Here is an 18858-nt window from a genome sequence, read left to right as displayed (position 1 = left end):
CTACAGCTCCAACTTATAGCCAACTCCATACACCGAGATGATGATTTCGCTTTCGGGCCTGACGTCTTGCAGCTTGCGCCTCAGATTCTTGATGTGGCTGTCAATCGTGCGGTCAGTGACGACGCGATGATCGCTGTACACGTTCTCGAGGATGTACGCACGCGGAAGAATCCTGCCCAACGCCGAGTGCATCAAATGCAGCAGACGGAATTCGATCGGCGTTAGCTTGAGCGGTTTTCCGTCCAGCGTCGCACGATGATAGTCGGCATCGATCGTGAGATCGCGCGCTTTGACCGCACTCTGATTCGTCCATAAGAGCCTCGTCCTGCGCAGGATTGCTTTGACGCGTGCGACTACTTCTCGCGGGCTGAAGGGCTTGCACACGTAGTCGTCCGCGCCCGACTCAAGTCCGAGCAGGCGATCGATTTCATCGACTCGTGCCGTCAGCATAATGACGGGCACGTCAGAAAACGTCCGCAACTCACGGCACACATCCAGGCCCCCGAGACCCGGCAGCATCAGGTCGAGCAGAATCAAAGCGGGGGGCGTCGAGCGAACGAACGGAACAACCTGTAATCCGTTGTGCAATACCTCGACGGAATAGCCTTCCACCCGAAGGTAGTCGCTCATCACGGCCGCAAGCTTCGGCTCGTCCTCGACGATCAAAACAAGCGTTTCGGAGTTGCCAGGCATGCTCTTTATTCGACTGTCGTTGAAAAGTATGCGGTGATTGAGATGCCGCCGTAGGACGACTGAGCCGCCTCAATGCGGCCTCCATGTGCGGTAACGATTGCTCTGCATAACGATAGCCCAAGTCCCGCGCCCCCGCTCTGGCGGCTCCGGGACTCATCGACGCGATAGAAGCGGTCGAACAGATGCGGCAATACACTTGGCGGCACGCCCGGGGCAGAGTCCTGCACATTGACCGACCATTCGCGCGGCGACCCCGTCAATGAGACGTGGATGCGCCCACCGCAATCGGTGTAGCGCAGCGAGTTTTGCAGCAGGTTCTTGAGCAACTGCACGAAGCGTGCGGCGTCGATATCGACGTCCGCATCGGCAAGGCCGCCGTCGCATTCCACGTCGATCGCAAGGCCCTTTGCGAGGATCGACTGCCTCATTCCTTCGACAGAAGTACGTACCAGTGCGTGCACGCGCGCGGGAGCTCTACGGTAACTGAGTTTCCCCACATCGCTCAGCGAGAGGTCGTAGAGATCCTCGATAAGTTTGTTCAACATGCCCACTTCCGCTTGCAAAGACGCAAGTGACGCAGCATCGAATACATGCACGCCATCTTCAATCGCTTCCAATTCGCCGCGCAGCACGGCGAGCGGGGTGCGCAATTCATGCGATACGTCCGCGATGAATTCACGCCGGCAGCGCTCGGCGTTCTGCAGTGAATCTGCTAGCGAGTTAAAGTCTGCCGCCAGTCTGTCGAGTTCGTCGCGATTCTTTTCAGGCACTCGAATAGAGAAGTCACCCGTGGTCAACTGATTCGTTGCGGCCATCAGGCGTCGGATAGGCAACAAGACGAAGCGGGCGAGCACGATTGCAACGGCCGCCGCAAGCACGACGGCGACACCGCAGATTTGCCATGTCGCACGTACCTGCTGCGCCTGGAACGCGATGTCGGCAGCATCCGTCAATGGCGTCGGTCCCTCAGCCGCGAGCCATCCCACGATCTGCTCGCGCACTCGAATCGGCGTCGCGGGTGCATCAGGCGGGCGAAGATCACCAGTGGACACGATCAGCGAGCGGTCGGCATCGAACAACGCAGAGGGCGGGCGCTCGCGCAGACGCGGCGGGGCACGGCGTCGCGCCTCTCCATCGACCGGTTCTTGCGGCAACGCATCGCTCGAAGGTCGCGCATACGAGAGCGAACCGGGCCGCGGGCTGGGCGCATGCATGCCCCAATGCGGACCGTCGCGAGGCTGACCCAACGGTCCCAGGATGCGCGCGACGCTGCCACTGCCAGGAAAGATCCGCCACGACGCGGCAGTGTTCGAACGAGCATCGTCGATTTCGCGCTTCAGGAATTGCTCCTGCGCGTCATCGAGCAAGGCAAGCCATGCCTCGTTGTTGTCGCGCAGGAAGTCCCAGTTCCCGTGCGCGATGTACTCGTTTGACACCCGTGTCAGCAGCGCGCTCATGCGCCCGGAATCGCGTTCGCGCACATAGTGGAGAAAACCGTTCTCGAAGCTCACACGCACCGCGTAGGCCATCGTCAGGGCAGTCACCAGACACGCAACGAGCACGAGAAAAAATATCTTCCAGGCGATTCCCAGGCGAAGTTTCAATGTCAGCACCTTTGCGGCCAAGAGTCCCATGACAAATAAGTGTGCAATTCTAGCGAAGGCTCCTCCCACCATGCAGCTTCGTCACAAATCTCCATTGGGTTTCCACATTTTCTCCATGCTCGTTGCTGTTTTGGCCCGTATCTTGGAGACCGTTCATAGGGTAACCACGGAGAAGTCATATGCGCAGTGCAGCAGGGAAGCAAGCCACGACGCAGCGCCCTTATTGGGTGGGGCACGGCATTAAGCGTCTGAAGGCCGATGACGATAAGCTTCGACGTCTCACGAACGCCCGGGCCGACAACTCAGTGAAAATCCGCGGCTGCCGCGTATCCGCACCGATCGAACGGCCTTGGGGTGGGACCTGCCGCGTGATCGAATGGATCAATACGAGAGGTGAACGATCGTTTCTCGCTGTGCGCGTCGACGCGACGGAGCAGGAGATTCGCGAACGCATGCGGGCCCATGCGAACGGGCGGCGTCACGTCGCCATGGATGCCGCCGCGCTCGGGCGGCCCAAGCTCCGGAGGGCCTGAGCCATGCACGACCCGAAGATCGAGCGACGCATGACGCATCGCATTGTCGTCGTCGACCCGGATCGAGCGACGCTGCAGACATTGTGCGCATTTCTCGATGGTTTCTATCCGCACACGACGCCCTGCACGAACGGCTCCGCGCTCCACGCCGCGCTAAAGCTCGCAAAGCCGTCGCTCGTCGTGCTCAGCAACCGATTGACCGACATACCCATCGCAACGGTCCTGACCGATCTGCGCTCGATGCATCCAGGAGTCGCGATGCTCGTCATCGGCGACGGAGAGAACTGGATGGATGCAGTCATTTGCCTTGAACTCGGCGCGGACGATTTCGTGCGCTTGCCATGCAACGAACGCGAAGTACTCTCACGCATCCGCACTCTGCTGCGTCATCGATCTCCCCCTCTGGTGTCTGCGACGGTGAACGGAACGCAGTTCCGTCTCGGTGAATTCGTGCTGGATATGACGCAGCGTGCGTTGCTGCGCAAGTCCGAGGTGATCAGACTTCACGACACGCTGCTCGACCTAATGGCGCTATTCGCGCGCAATCCGATGATGGTGATGTCGCGTCTTTGGCTGATGCAGCAATTGAGCGGGCAAGGATGCACGCTCTCCGAGCGTTCCGTCGATGTGCTCGTATGCCGGCTAAGAAGAATCGTCGAAGTTGACCCGGCCAATCCACGGCTCATCCATACGATACGCGGTCAAGGCTATACCTACAGCCCCCCACAAGCCGCTTCTACTGCTCTGCATGCGACTCATTCATAGTTGCTATATGTTGACTGCACGGCCTCTTTCGATGCCGGGGAGCTATAGCCCGGCACATTGGCTTTGAATTGCTCGGTGAGTCCGGTATCGACAGTCGATAGTCCTTTGAGCTGCAACTGCACTAATACGCGCGTGCGACTCGTGCCGGCGGTCGAACTCGCGGACGAATCGATGTAGCGTTGCGCTGCAAAGCCAAGTGACCAGCACTGAGCGTCGTATTGCAAGCCGATGAGCCCGGCTGTGATCCGATGCGCGCGCATGTCGAAGTTCACGCGGGCAATGCTCGAAAGGTGGCCCGTCAGCGGCCATTGCGTCGAGGCGACAACCTGATTGATCGGCTGATTGTCGAGTACTGCCAGATCGGCACGCGTATAGCGATACCCGAGATTCAGCACGTGCCGCTCGGCCGGACTCCACACGAAGCCCGCAGTCGCGCGTTCCAGTTCATCCCGCTCCTGGTTGAACTGAAGTGCCTGTTCCATCGAGAAACGCGCGCCGATGTTCAACGATGCGCCTGCGATTAGATCGGAATGGTCAGCCGACGAAGGGACGTCGTTCGGCTCGAGCGTTACGCGTTGCTGCCGAAATGAGTACGACTGCGCGATGACGAAGCGAGCCAGTTCTGCCCCTGATTCTGGGCTTAAAAGACGCGTCGTCAACGCAGCCGTCATGCGGTCCTGATCCGCAACGCGGTCTCCGCCGACAAACGTGTTGGTCGTGAAGATTTCGGCAAGGCCGAAGTCAGCAGTGGCCGTATCGAAGAGCGGCGCATAACTTTGGTTACGATAAGGCGTATAGACGTAGAACAGGCGAGGCTCCAGCGTCTGAATGAGATTTGTGCCAAAGAGTCGCACGTTGCGTTCGAAAACCAATCCGGTATCGAGGCTCGCAGTCGGTACGTTGACAGTGAAGTCACGCGGCTGACCCGAGGGTGCGTCGGTGCCGATGCTGCTCAGGTGATAAGACGCCATGTGCCACTGCAGCATCGGCTTGAAGAAAAAACTCGGCCGGTTGATCGAGTAACTGACATAGGGATTGAAGACGAAGCGGTCGCCTTGCGTTGTGTCTGCGGTGGAAATCGTGAAGCGTGTCGCGTTTGCCTGCGCGCCGAAGTCGAACCCGCTGACGTTGTAACGTGCATAGCTGACGTCCGCTTCAGGCTCGCGATTATATGGCGGGCTCGAATCAAAGGTCTGCCAGCGCTGCTCGCGCAAAAGGACGGACCAGGGCCCACTCTTGTAGGTCAGGCCAGCTTCCTGTTGGAACACGGTCTGGGTGCCGGCAAGATAATTCGTCGCGGAGCCGAGATCGTTGGTGAAATCGGTATCCGAGACTCGGTTGTAACTCACGTATCCCGCGAATCCCGCGCCGAATGTCTGATCGTGCTTGAAGACGATCGAATAGCGGCTTGCCTTTGCGACTGCGTCGTCGGGAAGGTACGAGATGCGCAGTTCGCCTGAATACGTCGGCGACAAATAGCGGAAGTCGGGCGTGAACATGACGCCGCGCTTCGACAGTGCGCGCGTCGTCAAAGTGAGGTCGTAGTTTGGGGCGATGTTGAAGTAGTAGGGCAGTGAGACATCCCAGCCATTGCTGGAACCATAGGAAAAGGTTGGCGGAAGCAGCCCGCTTCTTCGCGCCGAGTCCAGAGGAAACGACAGCCAAGGGCTCCCGAAGATGGGCACGCCTTGAAAGAACAGCACGCCGTTGCGCGCGATGCCGCTATCAGCGGCGTTGTCCATATCAAACCGGCTGGCTTTCAGGTACCAAGCGGGATGATCCGTACATTCACAGGCGGTGTAAGTACCGTTGTGAATGACGGAACGGTCTCTGTCGATGAGATCCGCCCGCTCGGCGCTTCCACTGCCGTTCGACAAGCGGAAGCGATACTTCGGCGCGCTCATATAACCTTCCATCGCGTCGACGCTCAGATGCGCCTCCGGCCCGTGGAACACATCGCCGGAACGAATGAGCCTTACGTTTCCATACGCATCGGCATGATCCGTGTCCGTACCGTAATGCAGTGCATCGCCCTTGATTACGCGGCCCGAGCGGCGCAATTCGGCGTGACCTTTGAGCGATGCATCAACGTCGGTCGTGGCGCGCAGCGCATCGGAAATTCCAAAAACGGCGGGGCGCGTGAACGAAGGTGGGGGTGTATCGTCCAGTCGCGTGCTCAAACGCAAATCGGTCTGCGCGGAAGCAGGCTGGATGGCAAGCGCGCGGGCGCTCAGCAACAGCAGCGCAAGGCGCTTGCAAAGTATCACGAGGATCTAAACCTTAGAACGCGGTGCCGATCTGGAACTGAAACTTTTGATAGGTGTCGCCGCTGTGACGCACAATCGGAAAGCCGAGACTGAGTTTGAGGGGGCCAATCGGGGAAATCCACTCGAGCCCCATGCCGTAGCTGTAGCGCAAGCCGTTGGCGCCGGTGCTATTGCCGGAGTCGCCCCAGACGTTGCCGCCATCTACGAATGTGAACACGCGCAAAGTGCGGTCGTAGCCAGTGCCGGGCAGCGGGAACGTCATTTCAATGTTGGCAACGAGCATCGTCGAGCCACCGATCGGGTCGTTGGTGGTCTTGTCGCGCGGACCAAGCGAACTCGATTCATAACCGCGTACCGACCCGATTCCTCCTGCAAAATAGTTCTTGAAGATCGGATAGGACTTGCCGCCGATGCCTGCGCCATAGCCCGCCTGAAAATTCATTCCGAGCACGAAGCCGCGCGAGAACGAGTGATAGTACTGCGCTGTGACATCGGTCTTATAGTACTGAGTGTTACCGAGTGGCGTACCGACTTCCGCATTGGTCTGGAAGTAGTAGCCGCGGCTTGGCACGAGCGCGCTGTCACGGTTGTCGCGCTTCCAGCTGGCAGTCACTGGCACGTTGTTCACCACGCGGCCGAATTCGCTTACGTAATCGAGATAGGCCTGAGGCGTCGAGGAGTCGGTGTTAAAGCGGTTCTGTTCGAAGCCCGTGCCGAAGTAAATCATGTCCGACTCGGAAAACGGAATCCCAAACTTCGTGTCTGCACCGACAGTTACAATACGAAAGCTCGAGTCACTCGAATAGTAGAGGGGATAGGTCGTCTTGTAGTAGGCATCGGTGATGCGCTGAATGCCGTCGATGGTGAAGTAGGGATCGGACTGCGTGACGCTGAGCGTACGATAGGTCTTCGCGGTGTTCATATTTACTCCGAGGCTCGTGCCCGAGCCGAACACATTGTCTTGCGTGATGCCGGCGGACAGCACGACGTTGTCCGTCGATGAAAGGCCCGCCCCGAGCGTGATCGCGCCGGTCGGCTTCTCGGTGACTTTGACCTGCAAATCGACTTGGTCGGACTGGCCTTCAACGGGAATCGTGGTGACATCGACATCCGTGAAATAGCCGAGCCGGCTGACACGGTCCTTCGATAGCCTCAACGCCTGGCTGTCGAACCACGCGCTTTCGAATTGCCGCATTTCGCGGCGCACGACCTCGTCGCGGGTACGCGTATTCCCAACGACATCGACATGACGCACATAGACACGCTTGCCGGGGTCCACCTGCAACGTGAGGCTGACCGTGTGATGAACCTGGTCAATATCGGGCTGCGCATTGACCGTCGCGAATGCGTAGCCGTATTCTCCGAGCTTGTCGACGAGCGCCTTCGTGGCTTGTTCCAGTTTCTCCGCCGAAAAGCGTTCGCCTGTCTTGAGCTTAGCTAGCTTCGACAACTCTGTTTCGCGCCCCAACAGGTTGCCTGCCAGCTTGACGCTCGTAATTGTGTACGACTCGCCTTCGTGTAGCGTCAAGGCGAGATACATGTCCTTTTTGTCAGGTGAGATCGACACTTGCGTCGATTCCACACTGAATTCCAGATAGCCGCGATTCAGATAGAAAGAGCGTAGGTTTTGAAGATCTCCGGAAAGCTTCTCCTTCTGATAGAGGTCATTTTTCGTGTACCAGGAGAACCAGTTCGGCGTGGACAACTGCATTTCTTCGGTCAGCGTTCGCGCATCGAATTTCTTGTTGCCAAAAAAATTGATTTGCCTGATCTTGGCGCTAGGACCCTCGGCAACGGCAAACAACAACTGCACGCGTCCCCGGTCGAGCGGGGTGGCGGTCGTCGTCACGTCCACGGCGTAATGCCCGCGCGTCAAGTATTGACGCTTCAGTTCTTGCTCTGCGCGATTGACCAATGCTTTGTCGTAAGGCTGTCCGGGCGACAGTCCCACGGCCTTCAAGGCTTTCGACAGATTCTCCTGATCGAACTCATGCACGCCTGAAAAATCGACAGCGGCTATCGACGCGGCCTCGACGACCCGTACCGTCACTACTTCTCCATCGGTCGAAACACTCACGTCCCTGAACAAATGGGTGTCGTACAGCGCCCGAATCGCGTCGCTTGCACGCGTGTCGGTGAACGTATCGCCGCGCTTGATCGGCAGGTAGGCAAAGACCGCCGTCGGATCGATGCGATGCGTGCCTTCGACACGGATATCACGCACGATGAAACTCTCGCTCGCGTGCGAATGGGCGCTTGCAATCGCACTTGCGGCAAATGCAAGCGAGTGCAGGGTGTGTTGCTTCATTCGGTATTTCTGAAAGGAGATAGGGAACGATCGCGTTACTGCACGAAGCCGTTGGAACTGCTTACGGTGAACGATGGTAGTTGCCCGGTGGCTACTCCGATCACTTCATGCATCTGGATGGCGCTCTCACGATGGATTCCAAAAGAGAGTTGTGCGCCGCCGTCGAGCGTGAAGGAGAGGATCAAAGCGCCGGTGCCATGCTTGTCTCCGGTGACTTCCCACCCTGCACAACGCATCGTGAACTTGCGCGCTCGATCCTTTTTCCTCATTCGCTCGGAACACGCTATTGCATTGGCGAGCGCAGCGAGCATCTCGTGCATGACGGAAAAGTGCATTGCGACGGATGCTCCGCAGCGCGCGTCGGCAAGAAGGAAGCTACCGTCGTTCGTGAGCCGGAAGCCTTCTAGCGAATCAATGATCAATGTCGGTCGCATATCCGCTCGGTTTCAAGTAACGAAGAGCGCGAAGTGTACGGAAACGAATGTGCAAGTGGGTTACCCGCTTATTACAGCAGGTTGCGCGCAACCGACGGGCGTACGCTGCCTAACCAAACCTTACCAAGCGAGCGTTGTGAATCGTACGTCGAGTATAGTGATCGGCGCCTGAGGCCCGGTTCAGATCGGCGCCCGAGGCCCGGTTCAGATCGGCGCCCGAGGCCCGGTTCATTATGTAGCGCGCGTCGCATATATCTGTGGCGGCGGGCCGATAGTCCGATAAGCGGCTCGAGAAACGCTTCGCAGAGCCGATTCGTTTCGCTGAGATACGCCCGCATCCATTTGACACCTCTCCATCGCGAACAGCGGAACTCGCTCCCCAATGCAAACGATTGCCTGCCTGCATTCATTTCGACTCGAACCTCACTACAGAGCCCGAACTTGTCCGCCAAGCCTCATCGCTCCCGCGGCTTCGTGGGCTGGCGTTGTCTTCCTGGCGCTGTTCTGTCACGCATCATTTGCCGCCGTAACAATGAATTTCTCGCACGCGGAAATCACGGAAGTAGCGCGCGCCATAGGGCTTTCAACCTCGAAGACAATAATCGTCGACCCGCGGGTGAAGGGGCAGCTCGATCTCGTTTCAGAGCGTCCGGTTTCGGAGGATGAAGCGCTTAAAACCCTGCAGTCCGCGCTGCGAATGCAAGGCTTCTCGCTGCTGCAGGATCATGGCGTGCTCAAGATCGTGCCCGAAGCGGATGCAAAACTGCAAGGCGTTCCCACGTATGCCGGCAATCAACCCATTGCAAAGGGTGATCAGATCATCACGCAGGTCTTTCAGCTTCACCGGGAATCCGCCAACAGCCTTCTTCCGAGCCTGAGGCCACTCATATCGCCCAACAATGCGATCAGCGCAAATCCGAGCAACAACACGCTGCTCGTCACCGACTATGCGGACAACGTGCGGCGCATAGCCTCGATTATTGCGGGCATCGAAGCTGCATCGAGCCCGCATATTGCTGTGGTTCAACTCAACTACGCGGATGCAACGGCCGTCTCTCAACAAGCTCAGAAGCTGCTCGATTTGACCGGCATCGGCAACAGCGACCCGACGCAAAAGGTCGTGATCGCGCCAGATCCTAGAAGCAACGCCGTCGTGCTGCGCTCGAGCGGCGCTACGCGACTCGACGAGGCTGAGAACTTGGTCGTCAAGCTAGACACGCCGACGAGGGCGCCGGGAAACATACATATCGTCACGTTGCGCAACGCAGACGCCACTGATGTATCGAAGACGCTTCGACGGATTCTGGGGCAATCGCCGGGCGGTGATCCCCAGCCCAGCACAGGGAGCGGTGGCAGCACGCAAAGTACATCCGGGCTTCCGGGCAGCAATGGAACATTGCCTCCGTTGCCTAGCGGTGCCGATTCCGCGTCTTCAGTGGGTGCGGCGTCGTCTCAAGCTAGCAGTCCTTCCGGCGGCGCTAATGGAACGCAGTCACGCTTAGCCGAGGACAAGGACGACAAAGGCAGCGGTGAAATCGTTGCAGACGTATCGACCAATTCCTTGATCATCACGGCTCCCGAGCCAGTGTTCCGAAATCTCAGTACGGTCATCGCCAGGCTAGATCAGCGCAAAGTGGAGGTCTATATTGAATCGCTGATCATGGAAGTCTCATCGAATAAAGAAGGTGAATTCGGCATTGAATGGCTGACCACAGCTGGCTTACAGGCGGTCGCCGGGACGACGACGAATGTCGGTCTTGTCGCCGGCTTCGGAAACATTCTCGGCACAAAGGGTCTTTTCCGCGCGTTGCAGTCGAATGCGGATGTCAACGTCCTTTCGACGCCAAGCCTGATTACGCTCGACAACCACGAAGCGCGAATCTTGGTAGGAACAAATGTGCCGATTGAGTCCGGTTCGTACTCGACGAACACCACGGGATCCTCATCGGTGTCTGCTTTCAATACCTACGACCGCAAGGACGTCGGTGTCATGCTGAACGTGAAGCCGCAGATCAATCAGGGAGGGACCATCACACTGCAGGTCTACCAGGAAGATTCAAGTGTGCAGAACGGAACTGCGGATCAGGCGGGCGGTTATAGCATCGACAAACGGTCCCTCCAGACGACCATTCTTGCCGACGACGGCCAGATCGTCGTGCTCGGCGGTTTAATTAGCGATAATTACACGAACGGCAATAGCAGAATCCCGTGGGTATCCAAGATTCCCGTTCTGGGAGCATTGTTCAGGCACGAGACGAAAAGTCGTGCGAAGACTAATTTGTTGATCTTCCTGAGGCCCGTCATCGTTCGAGACGCCTCCACCCTCCGGGCAATTGCCGCCGACCGGTACGCGAGCATGCAAGCGAAGACCGCAACATACAAAAGCGACAACTGGCTAGAAAAGGACGACGCCACGCCGTTATTGCCGTCTCTGGACGGCGACGTCCGGGACGGTAGCAGTAACCTCATTGATCTCAGTCATGTGCCCCAATGATCCGGCGTAGCCTAAGCGACATCGGACGGCTGGCTTCGTGCGGATCTCTCGTTTCGCATCGCGAACGGACGAGTGTCGCGCTATTGGAATCAACAGCGGGTTCTGATTTTGACTATCCGTTGAGGGTGCTCAGAAACGATAAGTTACACCGACTTTCACAATCGGATAGAAACGCAACTTGTCTACCTCTGCCTGCATCACCAACGCGAACCGTCGCACCGTAAGCAGGCGATTCCGGCGTTGCGCTCCAGATCGAGCCAGTCCAGTCCTGTCGATGACGCTTTGTGCTCAAACGTATCCGTCCTCGCGGGCATCGACGAACACCGCGAAGCTGCGCAGAAGCCGATCTTGGGCCAGATACTTGAACCCCATGGCGCGATGCAGCTCGACATAACGACTAACAGCGTTGGTTAGCATGACACACCTCCTTGCCAAGGCTGGGCGATCTCACGTAGCAACGCTAGATCGACCTTCGCATAGTGCGCCGTTGTCTCGGGTGATCGATGCCTTAGAACTGTCCCGATCGCATCCAGCTTAGCGCCTCCCCGCAGCATTGATGTCGCGATTGCATGTCGAAGAAGATTCGCCCCCTTCGATGGCGGTCTAGCAATACCAGCGCGGGATAATGCAACGCCAACAATCGAACACACGGTCGCGGAGGTCGCAAATGGCCGCCACGGCGCATTCATGCATAGGAACACGCGATCAACGGGAGCTGGTGGCCGAATGCTCGCGAGATATTTGAGTAATGCGTCGCCCGCATCTTGCGGCAACCGAAGCCGGACTTCTCGACGACTTTTACCTATGAGTCGGAGTTCCGCCGAGCGCCAGTCGATATCTTCAAGACATAAGGCTACGATTTCTCCGCCGCGCAAACCGAGACGAGCCAATAGAAGCAGAATCGCATGGTTACGCACTCCAGTATCCGTTTCAAGGTCACATGAATTGACGATACGTTCGATGTCCGCCTGCGCCAGGTATGTGGGGAGAGCTGACAGCCGCCAATGCGCAACTGTCGGCACCGTAAGGTCCAGTCCTGGGCGGCATAGGCCGACTGAAGCGACGAACCGCAAATATATCCTCAAAGCCGATACGACACACTTGGCATTGGGAATCTTGTTGCGCTTCACTTCGGAAGTGATGGCATCGCGCACCATTGCAGCGTCCCATTCCGCCGTGTTGGTACCCAACGCCGGCAGCAACTTGCAGATCAGACGTTTGTGCCGGTCGAGGATCCGCGACGACAGGCCACGATGATTGAGAAGCCAGTCGCAGAATTCAACATCGACGATGGGAAGAAAATGCTTCTATGCATTGGTCATTAATTGCTTCGGCAGCTATGCGATGGCGTTCACGCCAGCCCTCCAAAAGATGCCGCCATGCAGGCGGCCGAAGGAGGTTTGGCTATGGCTACCCCGAACAGCTTTTTCGCAGCACAAGTGCACGCATTGACTCCAGGTGCTCTTGGGCCGGATCTCGATGCGTTCACCATGCGCGATCGATGCTGCGTATCATGAAATGGTACATTCTGCGTATCCCAGTGCGTTTGAGCACCGAGGTTTTGGCGTCATCGCCACTTGCGCGGGCAGCGTCTCATGGACCACCGCCACTGGAAGCATGGAAGTCGTCTACCACGGCCGCCGCGAGGTGCTTACCTTTCGCCTATCGATTGCCGGTTTGCAGTTCCAGTCACTGCTATCCTTTCGAGCGCCGCTAACGGGCATTTTCGGCCACTCGCCTGGCGGATCCTAGGTGTCAGTCCAAATGGCTGCTTTTGCCCTTTACATCGGGTAGCCGGGTTTTTTGTACAGCGTATGCGAGCGCGCCTCGATGTCCGGCCGGTAGACTTCATCCTTCCAGCGATCTGACGTAATCTCTTCAAAACCCACCGAAACTGACGCTTCGCCGCAGCCCAGAATTGCGCATCACATCTTCCGTGATCGCCTCCGCCAGACGTCGCTCTTGCTCTTCTGTCTTTCCGGGCCAAGCTTCAACGATGATATGTGGCATGTGATGACTTCTCGGTTGGTTGAAAGTTGGCGAAACCTGCAATCTCAGCTCAATGTGCCGTGAAGCCACCGTCAACCGGCAGTCCTACACCGACCACGAAGCTGGCTCCCGGACTGCAAAGCCAGAGGACTGCGGCAGCAATTTCATCGACCAAACCGAGGCGGCCGATAGGCTGTTGCTTCATGATTTCGGCCATTGCGTCGGATTGGTCCTTGAGCATGTCCCGAACCATAGGCGTGTCAATCGTCCCTGGGCAAACTGCGTTGGTGCGGATGCCGCGAGGTGCGTATTCGACGCCGGCGCTTTTTGTCATACCAAGGACGGCCTGCTTAGTACCGTGGTAGGAGGCGCGCCCCGGCAAGCCCACCAAGCCTCCAAGTGACGAGCAATTCACGATTGCCCCCGTGCCTTGTTCACGCATGATTCGAAGTTCATGCTTCATGCAAGCCCAGACACCAAACTGGTTGACCGCCGTCACTTTCTGGAAGCTGTCCGCTGTTTCGTCCGCTGCGTCGCTGGGGGGCACTTGAATGCCTGCGTTGTTTAAAACCATGTCAAGACTGCCATATTTCGCGACTGCTCGGTCCACTGCAGCGGCGACTTGAGCTTCATCGGTTACGTCGCACCGCACGCCGAAGGCGACGCCGCCTTCGCCGGCGATCTTTGCGGCTTGCTCACTCGCGAGATCGCCGTCGCGATCAGCAAGAACAACCGCCGCGCCGCTTCTCGCAAAGGCGCGGGCCGTCGCCAACCCCATACCCATTGCAGCGCCAATAACGAAGGCGACTTTTCCTTTGAAGTCGTAGACTACTGTCATGATTTCCTCTCTTCTGGTACGTCACAGCACGGGAGCCCAATGAACTTCGATGTGCGCAGTCCGGTCGGGGTATGTGCCAGACCTCAATACGTTTGACTGGTAGGCCGGAATAGCACTTCGTTGATGTCAACGTCATCGGGCTGGGCGATGGCGAATGCCACCACACGCGCGAACGAACTGGCCGGAATCGCGTCCTCGTAGACCGCTGCCATTCCCGCGGCGACACCCCGATCGGCGATCGTGTCGATCAGTTCGGTCGCCACCGCTCCCGGCGAAACGATGGTCGTGCGGTTACTCCAGGGCTTGACCTCCTGGCGAAGCCCTTCCGAAATGGCGCGAACGGCCCACTTTGTGCCGGCGTACGCTGCGCCGCCAGGGCCAACCTTGTGACCAGCGACAGAGGAAACGTTGACGATCTGCCCGGACTTTTGCGACTGCATCTGCGACAGCGCAGCCGCGATGCCATACAACACACCCTTGATATTGACGTCGATCATCTGATCCCACTCATCGACCTTCCGCTTCTCCAGCATGGAACTCGGCATAAGACCCGCGTTATTCAGCAGCACGTCAATTCGCCCGTTTAGCTCGACAGCGCGATCGACCAGCGCCTTGACCTGTGCCCGATCCGTGACGTCGGTTTGCACTATCGCTTTGGCATCAAGCCCTAATTCGCTCGCAAGCGCAGTCAGTGGTCAAGACGCCGTGCACCCAAGACCACTTTCGCCCCTTGCCGGGTGAGGTAGCGTGCAGTCTCGGCGCCAAGCCCGCTACTTGCGCCGGTAATGACAACGACTTTGCGGTAAATGTTCTCGCTCACCACTTACCTCGATATTGTGCTGGCGCGTCGGCGCGCGCGAGCAGAGGCCCGCGTGGGCGCGCCGGTTAAGACCGAGATTTCTGCCCGATGGTTTTCGTTCGGCGCGACGGCTAGCTGGGGCGTTTCAGAAAGACATCTTTGAACACGGGCATCGCTAAAAAGACGTTCGGCCAACCCGCGTAGAACGCGAGCTGTGTCAGTACTTCGGACCCCTCGGCTTTGGTGAGCCCGTTATCCATCGCGCGATCGAGGTGATACGGAATTTGCGCGACCTGACCATTGGCTACGAGAGCACTTACGGTAACGAGGCTCCGGTCGCGCGGCGCGAGGCCGGGACGCAGCCAAAGGTCGCGAAACAGTGCATCCGTCGTGTAATCAACGACGCCGGGGGCGACTGCGCCGAAGTTTTCCTGAACCGTCTCCGCGCGCTGTTTCTCGGTGGCCTCGTTTAGAGGCAAGAGTGCAACATCGGCGGGAGGCAGTTCGCCGGGACCAATGGCACGTTGGTCAAAAACTTGCCTGGCGATCTGCGAAGCAGCCGTTGCATTCGCCCACCCGGAATAGAAGGCCAGATGCGCAATCATTTCTGAGATTCCTGCGGGCTTCACACCGCTATCGAGCGCAAGACCAAAGTAAAACGGCATCTCGATGGTCTGGTTGCGGGCGATGAGCACGGACAGTGTCACAACGCTCCGGTCGCGTGCGGAGAGTTCCGGCCGTTTCCACAAACCGCCGAGCACGGTCTGCTTCGTGTACCGCTCGAACGCCGGCGATACAGACTTCGGGTCGGCAGATGTAATCGGTTCTTGCACGGTTCTCATCCTTTGCGAATCAGCGCAGGCGCATACAAGCACCGCCATGCCAACTACCACGACGAGGCGCGCGATCCGGCGTGCCTGTGGGTCACGGTTGGCGATATTGCGCATCGGTTACCTGTTCAAGCCAGTTGACGTTTTTGCCATCGAGCGCTTCCTGTAGAGCGACGTGTGTCATGCCGGTGGTGGACGTTGCACCATGCCAGTGCTTCACGCCCGGCGGAATTGACACCACATCGCCGGCGACGACCTCCTGCTTCTCGTGGCCCCCCGCTGGATCGAGCCTCTGCCCGACGTAATCAGCAACGTCTGCCCGAGCGGATGCGTATGCCAGGCCGTACGGGCACCGGGCTCCAACGTCACCATTCCTCCCGACAGACGCGACGGCGCGTTGGACTGGAACAGTGGGTCGATTCTTACGTTGCCGGCAAAGCGTTGCGTGCCGCCCGAGACGGAAGGCTGAGAGCCACTATGCGCGACCGTGATTGATTCGCCCCCGGTGTCCGCAGCAGACGCCGAGAAGGACGCTGATAGCAGCACCGCAATGGCAATGGTCACCGATGCGCGCTTCCTCACTGCTGTTCACCGCTCGCGAGATACTGCTCATCTGTCACCTTCTCCAGCCACTCGACATTCTTGCCGTCGAGTGCTTCCTGAATGGCGATGTGTGTCATCGCCGTAGTCGATGTCGCACCGTGCCAGTGTTTATGGCCCGGCGGGCACCAGATCACGTCGCCCGCACGAATTTCAACCCTTGCTTCGCCTTCGCATTGAGTCCAGCCGCAACCGGCCGTCACGAGAAGCGTCTGCCCGAGCGGATGCGTGTGCCATGCCGTGCGTGCGCCCGGCTCGAAGGTGACGGCAGCGCACGATACTCGCGCCGGCGGCGGAGGGGCATTGAGCGGGTCGATCCGGACAGTACCGGTGAACCATTCCTCGGGGCCTTTCATTGATGGCTGTGAGCCAGTGCGTTTTAGTTGCATGATGTCCTCGCCGATGAAAAAAACACTGACCATAATGTAAGCCTATGTTGACCCATGCACTAGATGGCGCAATCGGCATACCCTTATGCTTGGGAGCATCAATGAAGGAAGATTTCAACGACCTCGTCGGTTTCATCGCCGTCGCTCGCGAACGCAACTTCACCCGAGCGGCGGCGCAACTGGGGGTTTCGCAGTCGGCGCTGAGCCGAACCGTAGCAGGATTGGAGCGAAGCATTGGTCTGCAACTTCTAACGCGCACGACACGCAGCGTCTCTTTAACTGAGGCGGGGGAGCAGTTGCTCTCTGCGATCAGACCACGGTTCGAAGAAATCGAGGCAGAAGTCGCTTCTTTACGCGGAATGACAAATCGGCCGAGCGGCACCGTGCGCATTACCACTACGGATTACGCCGCAAACACCTATGTCTGGCCGCGCTTGCAGGCGTTGCTTCGCGAATATCCCGAACTCAAGATCGAGTTGGTGAATGACTACGGCCTGTCCGACATTGTGGCCGATCGCTTCGACGTCGGAGTAAGGCTTGGCGACCAGGTCGCGAAAGATATGGTCGCAGTTCGCATTGCACCTGACATGACCATGTCGATCGTGGGTTCACCAAGCTACCTGCGGTCGAGGCCTCAGGCAAAGAAACCGCAGGACCTCACTTTGCATAACTGCATCAATCTGCGCTTACCAACGCGAGGATCTTTGCTGCCCTGGGAGTTGTCGAAAGGCCGGCGCGAATTACAGGTAAGAGTCGAGGGTCAGCTCACGTTCAACAACGTGTATCAAATGGTTGATGCGGCTCTTGCAGGATTTGGCCTCGCCTACGCGCCGAAGGATTTGGTCGAGCAGTACGTCCACGTTGGGAGGCTTGCATGGGTGCTTGATGACTGGTACCCGACCTTCGTGGGACATCACGTCTACTATTCGACCGGGCGAAAGTCTTCGCGAGCGGTCCAGCTCGTAATCGACGCATTAAAGGCGGGTTACCAGAAACCGGCTATGGACCGGTCCTTTGCCTAGGGAGGGCCGCTCCGCGCACAGAACAGACATAGCGGCTGTACTACCGCGAACGGCCGCTGAGGGTCGGTGAACGAAACCGCTCGCGCGGTAGGGGCTGCGGTTCCACTTGACGGGTAGTGAGAGTTGGATGGTGCGATCCCGTATGTTGAAGGTCGGGGCAATCCGCCCCTTTTTCAAGGGAGCCGCATGCTGCAATCACCTTTACTGCGCGCAAGAAGATGATTCCGGATCGTTACCGCCTCAGATGCATCTGGCAATTTGCTTCCGTCGCCGGCCGCGTGGCTGTGGAGAAAGTCGCGAATGAAAGACCCATAGACAGGCAGCGAGTTCTTCGCTAGTCCGCAATCCTGCCTTAGATAATCCAAGTATCGCCAATAGAGGTTCTTAATCTCCGACTGGCCACTTAACGTCGGCGGGCAGAGAATGGCTTCGGCGCGCAGGTAGGCGATAAACTGTCGCAACGTCGGACGCGCACGCTGGGCACGGTCTTGTGATGCCTCGATCATGCGCCTCATAAAGCGAGCCGTGACAGACTCATCAAGACCAGTCAGGTCGATGTTCCTGTTCCTCATCCACCCAGAGAACGTACACAGGACACTTCGGTTGTTGCGAAGCGTTACCTCGGAATAGTGTGCGGCGCGTAGACGGTCAAAAAATGCATCAATATGACGGGCCGGCAGCCCGCTGGACTCGCTGACTCTGCGTGTCACCTTCATTTGATCTCTCCTGGCCAGCGAGATAGCCAGCCTGAGAAATCATACGGTTATGCCGACACAGCAATCACGAACGACCCTACCCACCGTCGCGCGCATACAGGACGCGGCATAATCGGGGAGTCGGCATAATCGGTCGAAAATCAGATACGTCCATGGGCCATCGGCAGGTCCAACTGGTTGTCCGCAGGGTCGCTGCGGGCTGGCCAACGCGCCGCTGCGATCATGAGCCTCATTCGATCGGCGCAACTCAGCGGGCGCCAATCCCATGCATATCGCAAGGACATCCTGACCCGCCTGCCGGCTCACAAAGCAAGCGACATGGCAACATTGCTGCCGCATAACTGCAGCCTGTCGCGCCTGTCGAGTAATCCGTCGTTCGTCAAAACGGGTTCACTGGCCGCTTACGCTGGAACCGCGAAATAGACGGAACGAGGACTTTGGACAATGAGCGCATGGTTTATCCTGATCGGAAATTTAAGTTGCCATATGCAGCGACAAGATCAGTGTAGGGGAGAACCCGATGAAGAAATACGCTCCCCCCCAAAGCAAATGCGCGGGATTTCTGCCCACCGGATTC

The 18858-nt window shown here is 58.1% G+C and carries 15 protein-coding genes and 4 pseudogenes; 5 read left to right on the top strand and 14 right to left on the bottom strand.

Annotated elements, in window-relative coordinates; translation table 11 throughout:
• Both LDZ21_RS29485 and LDZ21_RS29480 read right to left on the bottom strand, forming a co-directional pair.
• A complete protein-coding gene (locus LDZ21_RS29485) occupies nt 1-693 on the bottom strand; it encodes a response regulator (RefSeq protein ID WP_244797721.1) in 693 nt (230 codons plus the stop codon).
• Between the two features lie 5 nt (nt 694-698).
• Nucleotides 699-2327, bottom strand: coding sequence for an ATP-binding protein (locus LDZ21_RS29480; protein ID WP_244797720.1), 1629 nt, complete (start codon nt 2325-2327; stop codon nt 699-701).
• 149 nt (nt 2328-2476) lie between these two features.
• Here LDZ21_RS29480 and LDZ21_RS29475 point away from each other — a divergent pair, with 149 nt between their 5' ends.
• Together LDZ21_RS29475 and LDZ21_RS29470 are read left to right on the top strand one after the other, a co-directional pair.
• On the top strand, nt 2477-2830 hold the full coding sequence (locus LDZ21_RS29475) for a DUF2866 domain-containing protein (protein WP_244797719.1): 354 nt from the start codon (nt 2477-2479) through the stop codon (nt 2828-2830).
• A gap of 3 nt (nt 2831-2833) precedes the next feature.
• Nucleotides 2834-3595 carry a response regulator transcription factor gene (locus LDZ21_RS29470; RefSeq protein WP_244797718.1) on the top strand — a complete coding sequence of 254 codons (762 nt, stop codon included), beginning with the start codon at nt 2834-2836 and terminating at the stop codon, nt 3593-3595.
• Here LDZ21_RS29470 and LDZ21_RS29465 read toward each other — a convergent pair.
• The 3 genes from LDZ21_RS29465 to LDZ21_RS29455 form a co-directional block, all read right to left on the bottom strand.
• Entirely contained in the window at nt 3586-5655 is a 2070-nt protein-coding gene (locus LDZ21_RS29465) for an LPS-assembly protein LptD (protein WP_244797717.1), read from the bottom strand. The two genes, LDZ21_RS29470 and LDZ21_RS29465, sit on opposite strands and share 10 nt — an antisense overlap.
• Nucleotides 5656-5875: 220 nt before the next feature.
• On the bottom strand, nt 5876-8170 hold the full coding sequence (bamA, locus tag LDZ21_RS29460; RefSeq protein ID WP_244797716.1) for an outer membrane protein assembly factor BamA: 2295 nt from the start codon (nt 8168-8170) through the stop codon (nt 5876-5878).
• A gap of 35 nt (nt 8171-8205) precedes the next feature.
• The gene (locus tag LDZ21_RS29455; protein ID WP_244797715.1) at nt 8206-8604 is read right to left on the bottom strand and encodes a hypothetical protein; all 399 of its coding nucleotides are present in this window, start codon (nt 8602-8604) and stop codon (nt 8206-8208) included.
• Nucleotides 8605-8986: 382 nt separating this feature from the next.
• Here LDZ21_RS29455 and LDZ21_RS29450 point away from each other — a divergent pair, with 382 nt between their 5' ends.
• Nucleotides 8987-11098 carry a secretin GspD/PilQ domain-containing protein gene (locus LDZ21_RS29450; RefSeq protein WP_244797714.1) on the top strand — a complete coding sequence of 704 codons (2112 nt, stop codon included), beginning with the start codon at nt 8987-8989 and terminating at the stop codon, nt 11096-11098.
• Nucleotides 11099-11386: 288 nt separating this feature from the next.
• On the opposite strand, the gene LDZ21_RS31255 is transcribed toward LDZ21_RS29450, so the two are convergent.
• From LDZ21_RS31255 to LDZ21_RS29415, 8 genes and pseudogenes are all read right to left on the bottom strand, one after another.
• Complete coding sequence (locus tag LDZ21_RS31255; protein WP_280519451.1) at nt 11387-11515, bottom strand: hypothetical protein; 129 nt, start codon at nt 11513-11515, stop codon at nt 11387-11389.
• On the bottom strand, nt 11509-12255 hold the full coding sequence (locus tag LDZ21_RS29445; RefSeq protein WP_244797713.1) for a tyrosine-type recombinase/integrase: 747 nt from the start codon (nt 12253-12255) through the stop codon (nt 11509-11511). Before LDZ21_RS29445 ends, LDZ21_RS31255 begins: the two co-directional genes overlap by 7 nt.
• A 624-nt stretch (nt 12256-12879) precedes the next feature.
• Nucleotides 12880-13108: pseudogene (locus tag LDZ21_RS29440) on the bottom strand (tautomerase family protein).
• Nucleotides 13109-13157: 49 nt separating this feature from the next.
• Entirely contained in the window at nt 13158-13925 is a 768-nt protein-coding gene (locus LDZ21_RS29435; protein ID WP_244797712.1) for an SDR family oxidoreductase, read from the bottom strand.
• An 83-nt stretch (nt 13926-14008) separates the two neighbouring features.
• A pseudogene (locus tag LDZ21_RS29430) lies at nt 14009-14745 on the bottom strand (SDR family oxidoreductase).
• A 110-nt stretch (nt 14746-14855) separates the two neighbouring features.
• The gene (locus LDZ21_RS29425; protein WP_244797711.1) at nt 14856-15671 is read right to left on the bottom strand and encodes a carboxymuconolactone decarboxylase family protein; all 816 of its coding nucleotides are present in this window, start codon (nt 15669-15671) and stop codon (nt 14856-14858) included.
• Nucleotides 15649-16046: pseudogene (locus LDZ21_RS29420) on the bottom strand ((R)-mandelonitrile lyase). The gene LDZ21_RS29425 and the pseudogene LDZ21_RS29420 overlap by 23 nt, the downstream one beginning before the upstream one ends.
• Nucleotides 16047-16132: 86 nt before the next feature.
• Complete coding sequence (locus LDZ21_RS29415; RefSeq protein ID WP_244797993.1) at nt 16133-16543, bottom strand: (R)-mandelonitrile lyase; 411 nt, start codon at nt 16541-16543, stop codon at nt 16133-16135.
• A 101-nt stretch (nt 16544-16644) separates the two neighbouring features.
• Here LDZ21_RS29415 and LDZ21_RS29410 point away from each other — a divergent pair, with 101 nt between their 5' ends.
• Nucleotides 16645-17565, top strand: coding sequence for a LysR family transcriptional regulator (locus LDZ21_RS29410; protein WP_244797710.1), 921 nt, complete (start codon nt 16645-16647; stop codon nt 17563-17565).
• Nucleotides 17566-17738: 173 nt separating this feature from the next.
• Here the strand turns inward: LDZ21_RS29410 and LDZ21_RS29405 are convergent, their stop codons facing one another.
• Nucleotides 17739-18281: a hypothetical protein gene (locus LDZ21_RS29405; protein ID WP_244797709.1), complete on the bottom strand. Its 543-nt coding sequence runs from the start codon at nt 18279-18281 to the stop codon at nt 17739-17741.
• A 132-nt stretch (nt 18282-18413) separates the two neighbouring features.
• Between LDZ21_RS29405 and LDZ21_RS29400 the strand changes: the two are divergent.
• Nucleotides 18414-18704: pseudogene (locus LDZ21_RS29400) on the top strand (transposase domain-containing protein); the annotation flags it as partial.
• Between the last annotated feature and the right edge of the window lie 154 nt (nt 18705-18858).

It is taken from the genome of Caballeronia grimmiae, from assembly GCF_022879615.1.
Lineage (GTDB): Bacteria > Pseudomonadota > Gammaproteobacteria > Burkholderiales > Burkholderiaceae > Caballeronia > Caballeronia grimmiae.
Note: the sequence above shows the minus strand (reverse complement) of the source record. Positions and strands in the feature narration are given on the sequence as shown.